Source organism: Escherichia sp. KTE159 (assembly GCF_000408805.1).
GTDB classification, from domain to species: domain Bacteria; phylum Pseudomonadota; class Gammaproteobacteria; order Enterobacterales; family Enterobacteriaceae; genus Escherichia; species Escherichia marmotae.
The window spans coordinates 191,748-206,603 of sequence record NZ_KE137293.1 but is presented as its reverse complement, the minus strand read 5'-3'; the positions used below and the strand labels follow the sequence as shown (position 1 = coordinate 206,603).

Annotated in this window: 10 protein-coding genes, 1 tRNA gene and 2 pseudogenes; 6 read left to right on the top strand and 7 right to left on the bottom strand. The window is 50.0% G+C overall.

Annotation, left to right across the window (positions count from 1 at the left end; all coding sequences use genetic code 11):
* Window positions 1-49 precede the first annotated feature (49 nt).
* Window positions 50-502 carry a DUF1198 domain-containing protein gene (locus A31E_RS04050; RefSeq protein ID WP_001517442.1) on the top strand — a complete coding sequence of 151 codons (453 nt, stop codon included), beginning with the start codon at window positions 50-52 and terminating at the stop codon, window positions 500-502.
* A 219-nt stretch (window positions 503-721) separates the two neighbouring features.
* A complete protein-coding gene (gene nepI, locus A31E_RS04055) occupies window positions 722-1,912 on the top strand; it encodes a purine ribonucleoside efflux pump NepI (protein ID WP_016249421.1) in 1,191 nt (396 codons plus the stop codon).
* A 41-nt stretch (window positions 1,913-1,953) separates the two neighbouring features.
* Here nepI and yicS read toward each other — a convergent pair whose 3' ends face one another.
* Window positions 1,954-2,247 (bottom strand): protein YicS, encoded by a 294-nt coding sequence (gene yicS, locus A31E_RS04060; RefSeq protein WP_000843473.1) that lies wholly within the window; start codon window positions 2,245-2,247, stop codon window positions 1,954-1,956.
* Between the two features lie 220 nt (window positions 2,248-2,467).
* Between yicS and nlpA the strand changes: the two genes are divergently transcribed.
* Window positions 2,468-3,286 carry a lipoprotein NlpA gene (nlpA, locus tag A31E_RS04065; RefSeq protein WP_000779416.1) on the top strand — a complete coding sequence of 273 codons (819 nt, stop codon included), beginning with the start codon at window positions 2,468-2,470 and terminating at the stop codon, window positions 3,284-3,286.
* A 3-nt stretch (window positions 3,287-3,289) separates the two neighbouring features.
* On the opposite strand, the pseudogene A31E_RS04070 reads toward nlpA, so the two are convergent.
* A pseudogene (locus tag A31E_RS04070) lies at window positions 3,290-4,214 on the bottom strand (carboxylate/amino acid/amine transporter).
* Between the two features lie 201 nt (window positions 4,215-4,415).
* Between A31E_RS04070 and fliB the strand changes: the two are divergent.
* Window positions 4,416-5,630, top strand: coding sequence for a flagellin lysine-N-methylase (gene fliB / locus A31E_RS04075; protein ID WP_016249420.1), 1,215 nt, complete (start codon window positions 4,416-4,418; stop codon window positions 5,628-5,630).
* A gap of 413 nt (window positions 5,631-6,043) precedes the next feature.
* Here fliB and A31E_RS04080 read toward each other — a convergent pair whose 3' ends face one another.
* From A31E_RS04080 to A31E_RS04085, 3 genes and pseudogenes are all read right to left on the bottom strand, one after another.
* Complete coding sequence (locus A31E_RS04080) at window positions 6,044-7,081, bottom strand: virulence RhuM family protein (RefSeq protein ID WP_001280590.1); 1,038 nt, start codon at window positions 7,079-7,081, stop codon at window positions 6,044-6,046.
* Window positions 7,082-7,154: 73 nt separating this feature from the next.
* Window positions 7,155-7,259, bottom strand: a pseudogene (locus A31E_RS24760) (DUF4942 domain-containing protein); the annotation flags it as partial.
* A 185-nt stretch (window positions 7,260-7,444) separates the two neighbouring features.
* Window positions 7,445-7,539 (bottom strand) — tRNA-Sec (locus A31E_RS04085).
* A 292-nt stretch (window positions 7,540-7,831) separates the two neighbouring features.
* On the opposite strand from A31E_RS04085, the gene A31E_RS04090 reads away from it, so the two are divergent.
* Window positions 7,832-9,214, top strand: a complete 1,383-nt coding sequence (locus A31E_RS04090; protein ID WP_000834449.1) for a glycoside-pentoside-hexuronide family transporter — start codon at window positions 7,832-7,834, stop codon at window positions 9,212-9,214.
* 9 nt (window positions 9,215-9,223) lie between these two features.
* The gene (gene yicI, locus A31E_RS04095) at window positions 9,224-11,542 is read left to right on the top strand and encodes an alpha-xylosidase (protein ID WP_016249419.1); all 2,319 of its coding nucleotides are present in this window, start codon (window positions 9,224-9,226) and stop codon (window positions 11,540-11,542) included.
* A gap of 51 nt (window positions 11,543-11,593) precedes the next feature.
* On the opposite strand, the gene A31E_RS04100 is transcribed toward yicI, so the two are convergent.
* Both A31E_RS04100 and xanP read right to left on the bottom strand, forming a co-directional pair.
* Window positions 11,594-13,303, bottom strand: coding sequence for an AsmA family protein (locus tag A31E_RS04100; protein WP_016249418.1), 1,710 nt, complete (start codon window positions 13,301-13,303; stop codon window positions 11,594-11,596).
* 120 nt (window positions 13,304-13,423) lie between these two features.
* On the bottom strand, window positions 13,424-14,815 hold the full coding sequence (xanP, locus tag A31E_RS04105; protein ID WP_001517446.1) for a xanthine/proton symporter XanP: 1,392 nt from the start codon (window positions 14,813-14,815) through the stop codon (window positions 13,424-13,426).
* Window positions 14,816-14,856: the final 41 nt, after the last annotated feature.

Genomic DNA, 14,856 nt, shown 5'->3' with positions numbered 1-14,856 from the left:
CTGATAAGTGTTTCCAGATATCATGAGTGCCGTTTACGCAGGAGAACTCATGATCTGGATAATGCTTGCCACGCTGGCGGTGGTGTTTGTGGTTGGTTTTCGGGTGCTGACATCCGGGGCCAGAAAAGCGATTCGCCGCCTGAGCGATCGGCTGAATATTGACGTGGTGCCTGTCGAATCGATGGTCGATCAGATGGGAAAATTAGCCGGTGACGAATTTTTACGTTATCTGCATCGCCCGGATGAGTCGCACTTGCAAAACGCCGCGCAGGTGTTGCTCATCTGGCAAATTGTCATTGTCGATGGCAGTGAACAGAACCTGCATCAGTGGCATCGAATTTTGCAAAAAGCCCGTCTCGCCGCACCCATTACCGATGCACAGGTGAGGCTGGCGCTGGGTTTTCTACGAGAGACAGAGCCTGAAATGCAGGAAATTACCGCTTTCCAGATGCGCTATAACGCGTTTTTTCAGCCTACTGAGGGCGTTCACTGGCTGCATTAAAACCGCTTTGCCTGATGCGACGCTGGCGCGTCTTATCAGGCCTACAGACCGAGTACGGATAAGGCGTTCACGCCGCATCCGGCAATCTTTGTCTTGTTCCGTTTCAATCTTACCCCTACCTCATGCGACACCGTAAAAGTTGCAAAAACGTTAAATGCATCACACATTTCAATGTTAAAGTGGTCGGCTTTTCCCCTGAAACATGCCTCGAGTAACACCATGAGTGAATTTATTACAGAAAACCGCGGCGCGGGTGCCATCACCCGACCGAACTGGTCAGCCGTTTTCTCGGTGGCGTTTTGCGTCGCCTGTCTGATTATCGTTGAGTTTTTGCCTGTCAGTTTATTGACGCCAATGGCTCAGGATTTAGGTATTTCGGAAGGGGTTGCCGGACAATCGGTGACTGTTACCGCCTTTGTAGCGATGTTTGCCAGTTTGTTTATTACCCAGACAATTCAGGCCACTGACCGTCGCTACGTTGTTATTTTGTTTGCCGTTTTGCTGACGCTCTCTTGCTTGCTGGTTTCCTTTGCCAGTTCCTTCAGGATGTTGTTAATCGGCCGCGCTTGTCTGGGACTGGCGTTGGGTGGGTTCTGGGCAATGTCAGCGTCGCTGACCATGCGGCTGGTGCCGCCTCGAATGGTGCCGAAGGCTCTGTCGGTGATCTTCGGTGCCGTTTCTATCGCGCTGGTGATTGCCGCGCCGTTAGGCAGCTTTTTAGGCGAGCTTATCGGCTGGCGCAATGTCTTTAACGCGGCGGCAGTGATGGGCGTTCTGTGTATTTTCTGGATTATTAAATCATTGCCCTCACTGCCTGGCGAACCGTCACATCAGAAGCAAAATACCTTCCGCCTGTTGCAGCGTCCGGGGGTGATGGCCGGGATGATCGCTATCTTTATGTCCTTTGCGGGGCAATTCGCTTTCTTCACTTATATTCGCCCTGTGTATATGAATCTGGCGGGATTCGGCGTAGATGGCTTAACGCTGGTACTGCTGAGTTTTGGTCTCGCCAGCTTTGTCGGTACATCGCTTTCGTCGATCATTCTTAAACGTTCGGTAAAACTGGCCTTAGCGGGCGCACCGTTAGTGCTCGCCTTTAGCGCGCTGATACTGGTGTTGTGGGGAAGCGATAAAATTGTTGCTACCGGCGTGGCGATTATCTGGGGGCTGACCTTTGCTTTAATTCCCGTTGGCTGGTCAACGTGGATCACCCGCTCACTGGCTGATCAAGCAGAAAAAGCCGGGTCTATTCAGGTGGCCGTTATTCAGCTTGCCAATACCTGTGGCGCGGCAATCGGCGGTTATGCGTTGGATAACATTGGCCTGACTTCGCCGTTAATATTGTCCGGTACGTTGATGTTGCTTACCGCACTGTTGGTTACCGCAAAGGTGAAAATGAAGAAATCCTGATGTCAGGTTAAAGAGGCGTTAGTCAGAGGTCATTGCCACTCTTACATATCCGGGCATTCTACCCGACCCAACGCTTCCCAGTAGTTATTCTGATTATTACGCTCCATCGCCACGATGGCTTCGCGTATGTGTTGTTTATTGCCTTCATCTGACAACATTAACTTTTCCCATGCTTCATCTGACAATGAAGCCTGTGGGGTGCAAATTTTCCGCAAATCCTGCAATACCGTATTTTTCTCTTTTGCGGATTGTAATGAGCTAAAAGGTGACTCGGCGTATACGATATCTGGCACAGTAAAAACGGTGAAAATAAGCAGTAGTGTCGTTGATTTCATGGATTCAACCTCTTACAAATGCGCATCGAATAAAGCATAAGTGTAGTTTGCTTTATTCGCTCTCATCATGCTGTACGAAACGCGCTTGTGTAGTCAGTAAGAAGTGCCAGACCTTATATGCCTCTTTTATTCCTTTTTATTCTTATCGATAGCGTTTCGTTTTTTAAACCGCAGCGACCTTACCGCTATAGTCAGGTAATCATTAATAAAAGGATAAAAAATGAAACTGACAACACATCATCTACGGACAGGGGCTGCATTATTACTGGCGGGGATCTTGCTGGCAGGCTGCGACCAGCAAAGCAGCGATACAAAACACATTAAAGTTGGCGTAATTAACGGTGCTGAACAGGATGTGGCGGAAGTCGCTAAAAAAGTGGCCAAAGAGAAGTATGGCCTTGAGGTTGAACTGGTAGGATTTAGTGGCTCATTGCTGCCTAATGATGCAACAAATCATGGTGAACTGGATGCCAACGTTTTCCAGCATCGCCCTTTCCTTGAACAGGATAATCAGGCTCATGGTTACAAGCTGGTGGCGGTGGGAAATACCTTTGTCTTCCCGATGGCTGGTTATTCGAAAAAAATCAAAACGGTCGATCAGCTAGAAGATGGGGCGACAGTAGCAATTCCGAATGATCCGACCAATCTGGGTCGTGCGCTGTTACTGCTGCAAAAAGAGAAACTGATCACCCTGCAAGAGGGAAAAGGTTTACTGCCAACGGCGCTGGATATTACCGGGAACCCGCGCCATTTGCAGATAATGGAGCTGGAAGGGGCACAATTACCGCGAGTGCTGGATGATCCGAAAGTGGATGTGGCAATTATCAGCACGACTTATATTCAGCAAACAGGGCTTTCCCCGGTGCATGACAGCGTTTTTATTGAAGATAAAAATTCGCCGTATGTGAATATTCTGGTGGCGCGGGCAGATAATAAGGATGCAGAAAATGTGAAGGAATTTTTGCAATCTTATCAATCACCGGAAGTGGCTAAAGCGGCAGAAACTATCTTTAACGGTGGCGCGGTGCCGGGCTGGTAATCATCAACCGTACCGCGCTGGATAGTTAAATTTTTCTGGCGCGGCGGCGGGAATCTACAGAAATTAATATTACTGATGAAAGAATCAATAGTGTCCCTAACCAGTCTGGTAATGTGAAGGTGATCCCCAGTAACAGCAAAGAAAGCAGCGCGCTACTTAACGGTTCTGCGCAACTCAAAATGCTGGCTTTCGGCCCGCCAATTAACTGTGCGCCCTTCAAATACAGACTAAAGGTCAGTGAAGTTCCAATTACCACCAGATAGAAAAACGCCAGGATCAGGCTGCCATTAACCACGAAATTTGTTCCTTGCCCGGCATAAAAAGGTAGCAGGATCAGACCACCAATGAGCATACTCCAGCCAACGACGGGCAGCGTGCCGTAACGGGCAATGAGCGTTGAGGGGTATGTTGTATAGAATGCGGCAGCGAAGGCTGAAGCTATCCCCCAGAACAGCGCGGCGGGAGAGATCGATAACGATGTCGGATTACCGTGGGTGACCAACAAAAAGGTGCCCACGAGAGAGGTCAAAATCGCGGTAAATACCAGAATGCCGGGGCGTGATTTACGTACTAGTGAGAACCAGGCCACGATAATCGTTGGTGATAAAAATTGCAGCACCGTTGCTGTAGCGGCATTGGATTTTTCGATGGTCAGTAAGAAAGTAAGCTGGACGGTCAGCGCGCCAACGATGGAAAAAATCAGCAGGCTGATGGCATCTTTATGATTTCTAATGATTGAGAAGACTTTATCGCCGTGGACAAATGAGAGTGTCAGCAGAATAAACCCGGCAAATATCAGTCGCGTCATGGTAAGAAACTGCGATGACATCTGGCTTTGCTCCATGATGTATTGTGCGCAGACCCCTGAACTCCCCCACAAAACGGCGGCAATTAGAACGTTCAGCATTCCCTTTCTGGTGGAACTCATATTTTCCTCTGCATACTGTTTTGTCGTTTATGTTGCAGGCATGATAGCAAAAATGGCGAGGATGGTTCTTCAGGTAAACCAGTCATTTGATGGGGCGACATTTATGAAACGGGTGAAATACTTGTTAAACCGTCAGATTATGACGTTATCATTTTGTTCTGACAGCGTGCTATTGTTCGCTTTTTAAACGCGAAGAATGTTATGCAAATCCATAAAGTAATAACCCCCGAGTTTGTGAAGAAGTTTTCCTGCGTCGGTCCCAACTGCCTGATTTCCTGCTGTCAGGGATGGAATATACACATCGACAAGAAAACCCATCATACTTACCTCAACGAACAACACCCGAAAATTGCCCAGTTGGCGAAAGAGAATCTATTACGGGTGCGAAATGGTAAAAGCCGCTATTCGATAATCAAACTGGACGCGCAGGGGCAGTGTCCGTTTCTCGATGAAAATAAACTCTGCCTGGTTCATCGCGATCTGGGAGAAGAAGCGCTTTCAGAAAACTGTTCTACTTATCCACGTAACAAAAGGCACTACGCGGATACAACTCGCCATTCGATGGTGATCTCATGTCCAGAAGTAGCCCGACTGGTATTGTTTGATGCCGACAGCATGTTAGTGCACGAACAGGATGAGCTGTTGGCGAAGGCGAAAACCCCCTTCACTGCCAGGCAGCCGGTTAATCAGATCCACCAGATTGTGCATCTCTTTGCCTGGCACCTCCTGCAGTCGCCATCGTTGAACGTTGAAGAGAATCTGATAGCGCTGGCACAGTTTATGGTTTACCTACAGCGCATTGAGTTCGATCTGCACCGCTATTTTGTGCAGGCTGAACAGTACCATCAGGCGTTATTAAGCGAGCTGGCGGCAGGTATTAGCCTGATGAGTCAATCAACGCCTACGGAGTCGGTGGGATTGAAGGTGCGTGCGCTGACGGTATTGGGTTCGCTTGTCGCGAATAAGAGCAGCAGGGATCGTATTATTGCTGATGCGCATCGAAAGATGGCAGTGTATTTAGACGTAGCAAACAGCCCGGATAAGCAGGTTCTGGCTGACAAGTTTGCAGTTCTGGACAAGCAGTGGCAACAGCTTTGCCAGGAATCTATCCTCAGCGCTCCGCATGTATTGCGCAATTTACTGACCTACAAAATTTACCACAGCCATTTTCCTGAGGCTGATTTCTCAACGGTTATGCGCCAGGTTTACCGTTTGATCCTCGACTATTTCTACACAAAGCATTTGCTGAGTGTGATATCGCTGGAAGTCACTCCAGATGAGGCAACGGTGCTGAAGATTGTGGCGAGCCTTGCTGAGAAAACCTTGCATTCGCCAATTATCAATCAGCGGATGGATAAAGCGATCGACATGATCAATACCGGGGACGATCTCTCCTGCTTGCTGTTGATTTGTTGAAAAACAGGCGCAGTAGTAAGCCAGAAATCCCAGGGAATGCCAGCTTCAGCTCCCGTTGTTTCATTAGCGCAGGTAAAGCCAGGTCGATATGAAGCAGCATCGGGGAACAGGATTTCCCGGTGATTGCGGCCAGATCAGTCAGGTAAGATACCCCCAATGCCCCCCCAAAAATAACGTGCCGCAGGTTGAAGTCGGTTGACCTCAGGATACAAATAAAACCTGGTATATAAGGAAATAGAAGAGGTTTTGTGAATGTCGGGAGAGTTCAGAAGAGGCAAATTGGCGGAAGATTATCGGGGTCGTATTTGATGGTTAATTTATTGATTTAATATTCATATTTTGAATTGGATAAATGAGTAACCCCCATAAGTATCCCCAAATGGTTTTGCATATGGAGTTGGGGGCATTCTGAGCTACTTTTTCGACTCTTTATTCCACTGTAGCAAAGCGGCAATATCCTTCTCGCCTTCGGCCTCTTTTAAGCACCGTTGTTGTTTGGCAAACTGAACATACTCCGTCTGCGCTTTTTCATCGGCCATTTTCTTACTGATTTTACCCGCGCCGTGTAGAACCTCACGGTCATTAAATTGCAGGAACTGATCCAGCTTATCCTGCCAGTCGCGCAAAAAGACCTGCTGACGACGACGGGCCTGATCCTCGGCAAAGTCCAGCCACATGTTAACCACGCGATTAAGCTCGCTGACTTCATCCTGGGTGAGATAATTTTTTGCCACCGTCACGTCGCTCTTACGCACCTCTTCACCTTTATAGCTGGTCAGCCCCATATGCGGCTGGCTGGCATCGGCACGCAGATGAATGAGTTCAGCAGCGGTATGCCCGGTACAGGCAAAATGCAGTTTGTTCTGGATGGTTTGAAAAAATTGCGTGGTTTCTTTTAACGAAGGCTGATAGTCAGCAGCTAATGCAAAGATCTCCCGCACCCGCAAATATACCCGGCGCTCGCTGGCGCGAATATCGCGGATACGTTCGAGCATCTCATCAAAATAGTCGGGCACAACCGATGAACCGACAGGGGGATTCTTCAGTCGCTCATCGTCCATCACAAAACCTTTGATCAGGTATTCCTGAAGCGTCTGTGTTGCCCACTGACGGAATTGAGTGCCGCGAGGCGAGCGAACGCGATAGCCAACAGCGAGTATTACAGGCAGGCTGTAATGTAGCTTGTTGCGACTTACCTGGCGGTTACCTTCCTGTTGAACTTGTAAGTAAGACTTACAGGTTGCGTTTTGGTCAAGTTCGCCTTCTTCATAGATCGCTTTAATGTGCTGCGTGACGGCCTGAGGAGTGATCTGATAAAGGTTTGCGATGGTTGCCTGAGGGAGCCAGAGTGTTTCTTGTTCAAAGCGACATTCAACACGCACTTCTCCGTCACCGCTGGCAAACATAATAAATTCGCCTTCTGGGGACTGGGTTAAGTCTTTGTCTGACATGCCGCCTCCGTTAGAATCAAATCCGTAATGCTATAACTCACGTAGTATGCCAGAGAACCGCATATGAACAGTGTTATTTTGCTGATAACGCTGACGGATAGTGCTTCGCCACCATGTCATTCATCTTACCCACCAGATCCAGCCGCTTGAATGTGATATGCCCACTGCCTTTCTGGTAATCGAGTGCCATGACATCCTCCGGCTTTTGACGAATCCATCATCCAGGGGGATGTGCGCCAGTAACTAACTTGATACCCCAAAAATAACGCTATTCAGGACGGGTCACAGGATACAAATAAAGCCAGGTATATAAGGAAATAGAAGAGGTTTTGTGAATGTCGGGAGAGTTCAGAAGAGGCAAATTGGCGGAAGATCACAGGAGTCGAACCTGCCCGGGACCGCTGGCGGCCCCAACTGGATTTGAAGTCCAGCCGCCTCACCGGAGACGACGATCTTCCGCGCCTCGATTGCTACATGGAGGCGGGGCGCATTATAGCTACTTCCTTGAGTTTCTACATCCCCTGGTTCATTTTTTTCCGGGCAATATGCGCAAAGCTTTATCACTAACCCATTATAATTAACATAAATATCATATATTCCAATGATATATGGGTAGGTTTATCGCTACCACGATCACATAAAACAAGAATCATAAATTAATAACCAGATATCGGAATATTCACTCTGGCAGGGATGGTTTACAAAACTCTTTATCGGTCTCAGCACCCCCATAGCATCAAGGAAAAGCAGATGAAGAGTGAAGTGTTGTCCGTTAAAGAGAAAATTGGTTATGGCATGGGAGATGCCGCCAGCCACATTATCTTCGATAACGTAATGTTATATATGATGTTCTTTTACACCGATATTTTTGGTATTCCTGCCGGATTTGTCGGAACCATGTTTTTGGTCGCTCGTGCACTGGATGCGATTTCCGATCCTTGCATGGGGTTGCTGGCCGATCGAACGCGCTCTCGCTGGGGTAAATTTCGACCGTGGGTACTGTTTGGCGCACTGCCATTTGGTGTGGTCTGTGTACTGGCATATAGCACGCCAGATCTCAGTATGAACGGTAAAATGATCTATGCAGCAATTACTTATACCCTACTTACCTTACTTTATACCGTCGTCAATATCCCTTACTGCGCATTGGGTGGTGTAATTACCAATGACCCGACTCAGCGTATCTCGCTGCAATCCTGGCGTTTTGTGCTGGCGACCGCGGGAGGCATGCTCTCCACTGTGCTGATGATGCCGCTGGTTAATTTAATTGGTGGTGATAATAAACCACTCGGTTTCCAGGGCGGCATCGCGGTGCTTTCCGTGGTGGCATTTATGATGCTGGCTTTCTGTTTCTTCACCACTAAAGAACGCGTTGAAGCGCCACCTACGACGACGCCTATGCGGGAAGATTTACGTGATATCTGGCAAAACGACCAGTGGCGTATTGTCGGTATTCTCACCATTTTTAATATTCTGGCGGTGTGTGTACGTGGTGGGGCGATGATGTATTACGTCACGTGGATTCTGGGTACGCCGGAAGTGTTTGTCGCTTTTCTCACCACTTATTGCGTGGGTAACCTGATTGGCTCCGCACTGGCAAAACCGCTGACCGACTGGAAATGTAAAGTCTCTGTCTTCTGGTGGACGAACGCCCTGCTGGCCGTGATTAGCCTCGCGATGTTCTTCGTTCCCATGCAGGCCAGCATCACCATGTTTGTCTTCATCTTCGTGATTGGTGTGTTGCATCAACTGGTGACACCTATCCAGTGGGTAATGATGTCCGATACCGTTGACTACGGCGAGTGGTGTAATGGTAAACGACTCACCGGGATCAGTTTTGCTGGCACGCTGTTTGTGCTCAAACTGGGGTTGGCCTTCGGAGGCGCACTTATCGGATGGATGCTGGCTTACGGTGGATATGATGCAGCAGAAAAAGCGCAGAACAGCGCCACAATTAGCATCATTATCGCGCTATTCACGATTGTTCCGGCGATCTGTTATTTGCTGAGCGCGATTGTCGCTAAACGCTACTACTCTCTCACAACGCACAATCTGAAAACCGTTATGGAACAGTTGGCTCAGGGCAAACGCCGTTGCCAGCAGCAATTCACCTCTCAAGAAGTGCAGAACTAAGGAACGGCAATGAAAATTAGCGATGGAAACTGGTTGATTCAACCTGGCCTTAATTTGATTCACCCGCTTCAGGTGTTCGAGGTTGAACAGCAGGGTAATGAAATGGTGATCTATGCTGCCCCCCGTGATGTGCGTGAACGTACCTGGCAGCTTGACACGCCTTTATTTACGCTGCGTTTTTTCTCCCCACAGGAAGGTATTGTCGGTGTACGGATTGAGCATTTTCAGGGGGCGCTGGATAACGGCCCTCATTATCCGCTCAATATTTTGCAGGACGCGAATGTCACAATCGAAAACACAGAAAGTTACGCTGAGTTTAAAAGTGGCAACTTAAGCGCGCGTGTCAGTAAAGGTGAGTTCTGGTCACTGGATTTTCTGCGTAATGGCGAACGTATTACCGGTAGCCAGGTGAAAAATAATGGCTATGTGCAGGACACTAATAATCAACGAAATTATATGTTTGAGCGGCTGGATCTTGGCGTCGGTGAAACGGTTTACGGGCTGGGAGAGCGTTTTACTGCCCTGGTGCGCAATGGTCAGACGGTAGAAACCTGGAACCGGGATGGCGGCACAAGTACTGAACAGGCGTATAAAAATATCCCGTTCTACATGACTAACCGTGGTTATGGTGTACTGGTCAATCATCCCCAATGCGTCTCTTTTGAAGTGGGATCGGAGAAAGTCTCCAAAGTGCAGTTCAGCGTGGAGAGTGAATACCTCGAATACTTTGTTATCGACGGCCCGACGCCGAAAGCGGTACTTGATCGTTATACCCGTTTTACCGGCCGTCCGGCGCTGCCGCCCGCGTGGTCCTTCGGTCTGTGGTTAACCACTTCATTTACCACTAACTACGACGAAGCGACGGTTAACAGTTTTATCGACGGTATGGCGGAACGCAATCTGCCGCTGCATGTTTTCCACTTTGACTGTTTCTGGATGAAAGCCTTCCAATGGTGCGATTTTGAGTGGGATCCGCTGACCTTTCCGGACCCGGAAGGCATGATCCGCCGCCTGAAAGCAAAAGGGCTGAAAATCTGCGTCTGGATTAACCCCTATATTGGGCAGAAATCTCCAGTCTTTAAGGAGTTACAAGAGAAAGGCTATTTACTCAAACGCCCGGACGGCTCGCTATGGCAATGGGATAAATGGCAGCCAGGGCTGGCGATTTATGACTTTACTAATCCGGATGCCTGCAAATGGTACGCCGATAAACTGAAAGGTCTGATCGCGATGGGTGTCGATTGTTTTAAGACCGACTTTGGCGAACGTATTCCAACAGAAGTTCAGTGGTTTAACGGTTGTGATCCACAGAAAATGCATAACCATTATGCATACATCTACAACGAACTGGTGTGGAACGTGCTCAAGGAAACCGTCGGAGAGGAAGAAGCAGTCTTGTTTGCCCGCTCGGCCTCCGTCGGTGCGCAGAAATTCCCGGTACACTGGGGTGGCGACTGTTACGCTAACTACGAATCAATGGCGGAAAGCCTGCGCGGTGGTTTGTCTATTGGCCTTTCAGGTTTTGGCTTCTGGAGCCACGATATCGGCGGCTTTGAAAATACCGCTCCGGCGCACGTTTACAAACGCTGGTGCGCGTTTGGTTTGCTTTCCAGCCATAGCCGTTTACATGGCAGCAAATCTTATCGTGTGCCGTGGGCCTACGATGATGAGTCCTGTGATGTGGTGCGCTTCTTCACGCAACTGAAATGCCGCATGATGCCGTATCTTTATCGTGAAGCTGCTCGTGCGAACGCGCTGGGTACGCCGATGATGCGCGCAATGGTGATGGAGTTTCCGGACGATCCGGCCTGTGATTACCTTGATCGCCAATACATGTTGGGCGGCAGCGTGATGGTCGTGCCGGTGTTCACTGAAGCTGGCGATGTGCAATTCTACTTGCCTGAAGGTCGCTGGACGCACCTGTGGCATAACGATGAAATAGACGGCAGCCGCTGGCATAAACAACAACACGGCTTTCAGAGTCTGCCGGTATATGTGCGTGATAACACCCTACTGGGGCTGGGCAACAATGAACAACGCCCCGATTATGCGTGGCACGAAGGCACGGCTTTCCTGCTCTTTAATCTGCAAGACGGGCGTGAAGCCGTCTGCGAAGTCCCAGCCGCTGATGGTTCGGTGATCTTCACCCTGAAAGCGGCACGTACTGGCAACATCATTACTGTGACTGGTACGGGAGAAGCGAAGAACTGGACGCTGTGCTTGCGCAATATCGCTAAAGTAAATGGTCTGCAAGGCGGTTCGCAGGCTGAAAGTGAGTTGGGTATGGTGGTGACCCCGCAAGGGAATGAGCTGACAATTACGCTGTAATTTGTTGAAGAAATACCGGGTACGTCTGTGTCGTACCCGGCGAGATTGATTTTACTGTACCGGCTCCGTCGATGTAACTTCACCACTGGAAACCACGCCAGCATTCATGGTTTGGGTCACTTGTTGTTTTTCAGCATTTACGGCGTGGAGCTGTCCGTTAACCGTGGGTTTTAGCGGTGCATCGGCCTGAATATCGCCGCTGGCAGTGAGCTGAATATTGCCATCGCCCGTAATCGGTAACTCTGGCCATCCCCACTGTTGCAGAATATTCACCGGCACACCGCGTCCGTTCAGGCTGATATGGGTCTGGCGCTGCGGCGTTTGTGAGACGCTGGCAGTGGCTTCCAGAATGCCTTTCTCGGTAAACGCGCTAAGTTCGCTGATATTCACCGTGCTGCTGTTGGCGGTTAGCGCCAGCGACGGGCGGCGCACATCAACACGATTGAATGTTGCAGCGGCAGCATTCAGATTTGCCGTGCCACTCCAGACGCCCCACTTATGATCGGCTACCAGTGTCAGATTCGCGCCGTAGCCATCCAGCGCTGTGAGCTGCCACGGGAAGGCTGGGTCAATATCAATGATTAGATTGCGGCTGGCGCTGAATCTCTTCAGTTGCAGAGTGTTTAACCAGGCGGGAGTTTGCTGCATCCACAACTGTTGCCAGTTTTTAGGTAAGGTATATTCCAGTCCAACAATCGCTGCATCGTCGAGGATCAGCGTTTTTCCATCGCGCTGCCAGTTTCCTGACGTTCTGACCATCCCCCCTTCCCAGCGGCTGGTGAACTGGCGCAGCGCTACGCCTTGCGGGGAAAATTCCGCGTTTATAATCGGGTCAAATAAATGCAGCGAACCATAAATAAACTCGCTGGCGTTCATTGATAGCTTGCCTTCCTGTGTCTGCCAGTCATCTTTAATAAAGGTCATATTGCGCAAGCTGAGATCGAGATCGGTCACCGCCCAGTCCGGGCCTTGCAGGCGGGCGTCGATCACTTCCAGGCGGCCAATCTGCAATGACGGGACAGAGCGCAAGGGCGCAAAGAAGTCGGTGAGCGATTTTTCGCTTTGCAGACGGATATCCGCCAGGCGCAGATTTTCCACCTGCCAGCTACCGTCGGCGTTACGCTGCGCATTTCCGGTTAATGTCCCGCGGGCGATGTCGGCACCCAGATTAGTCAGTGTGACGCGATCGTTATCAATATTCCCTTCAATCAACACATTGGTGGCAGGAACATCATTGAGCGACAGAGAGCCAGCACTGAACTGAATTTGTGCTTTTGAGCCTAGTACTTTACCGGCTTCCGGCGACCACGGAACGACGCCGCCATTGACTCTCTGTGCGCTAAGATTCCACTCGCTATTGGGACTGTTAAATGCCATATCACGCAGTTGCAAACGATCCGCTTTAAACGGTAGCGGCGCGGTCTGGTTGGTGAGATTCAGCGTCCCGTTTTCCAGCAGGATAGTATCGACATGCCGTGGCTCGCTCAGTTGCCGACTACTTAGCGCGATATCGACACTTTTTGCAACCAGAGTGGCGGGTTGACCATCACGACCGAATGTGACGTTCTCCAGCAAGATATGAGACGGCGCGGAAAAACGGTGATCCATCGCCCCGAAGGCCAGATGATAGTCGCTATTCTCGGAAATCCATGCGCTGATATGCTCTGCTCCCCAGCGGGTTTGCAGAAGGAAATAGAGGCCAACTACCGCCACTAACAGCGTGATGAAAATGTAGAGAAGCAGCTTCCCAATAAATTTCATGGTCTTCCATCCCGTGAAATGCACATAAGGGAGTTATGCACGATTTACGCGCATTCCTCAAGGCAGGAATGGAGAAAGAGAGTGGTTACGGCGGTAAAGAATTTTACCGCCGCGAGTAAATTACTGCTTTTCTGGCGGGAAAATCAGATTCAGTACAATGGCAGTGATACCGCCAGCGGCAATCCCGGAGGAGAGCAGATTTTTCAGCCAGTCAGGGGCAAACTGCAAAATCAGTGGCTGCTGAGAAACACCCAGACCGACCGCCAGCGACAGGGCAATAATCAGAATCGCCCGACGGTTCAGTGGCTCACGAGAAACGATACGCACACCGGATGCGGCGATAGTACCAAACATCACCAGCGTAGCGCCGCCCAGAACAGGTTCGGGAATGTGTTGGACAAAACCGCTCACCGCAGGGAACAGACCCAGCACGATCAACATCAGCGCCACGACAAAACCGACATAACGACTGGCAACACCGGTCAATTGGATCACACCGTTGTTCTGCCCGAAGCAGGAGTTCGGGAAGGTGTTAAACACCGCCGACACAAACGAGTTCAGGCCGTTTGCCAGCACGCCGCCTTTCAGACGTTTCATGTACAGTGGGCCAGAAACCGGTTGTTCGGAAACGTCGGAGGTGGCTGTGATATCGCCAATAGTTTCCAGTGAGGTGATCATAAAGACCAGCATCAGCGGCAGCAGCAGGCTCCATTCAATACCAAGTCCGTAATAGAGCGGCGTTGGCACCATAATCAGCTCTTGCGTCATCGGCTCGTTGCTTTCTGGCAACATGTCCATAAACCACGCCAGTGCATATCCTGCCGCCATTGCAATCACCAGCGAGGCTACGCGTAAGTAGGGGTTACGTTGGCGATTAAGCAGGATGATTAAAGCTAAGACCACGCCCGCCAGTAGCAGATTTTTCGGTGCACCAAAGGTGTTATCGCTCATGGCCGCATAACCGCCACCAATGGATGTTAGCCCAACCTGAATCAGTGACAGGCCAATAATCATCACCACGACGCCGGAAACCAGCGGCGTAATAATGCGGCGCGCCAGATGCAGAACGCGGGAGATAACCATTTCGGTGCAGCTTGCCAGCATCAGTGTGCCGAACAGAGCCGCCATCATCGTAGGAACATCGGCACCACCGGTCTTCAGCGCTGTGCCGCCCATAATCAGCGGAGCAACGAAGTTAAAGCTGGTGCCCTGAATAGACAACAAACCGGAGCCAACCGGACCCCAGGCTTTAATTTGAATAATTGATGCCACACCAGAGGCAAACAGCGACATACTAATAATGTGTTGCGTGTCCTGTGCTGGTAAACCCAGCGCCTGGCAGATTAACAATGCTGGCGTGATTACCGCGACAAACATCGCCAGCAGGTGCTGACAGGCGGCAAACAGAGTTTGAGCAAGCGGCGGACGATCTTCAAGACGGTAAATCAGTTCGCTGTTTTGAGTCTGCGCAACCGGTTGCGCATTTTCTGACTCGAAGGTGGAAACAGACATCGAAAACAATCCCGTGGTAGCAAAGCGGGCATTTTAGCTGA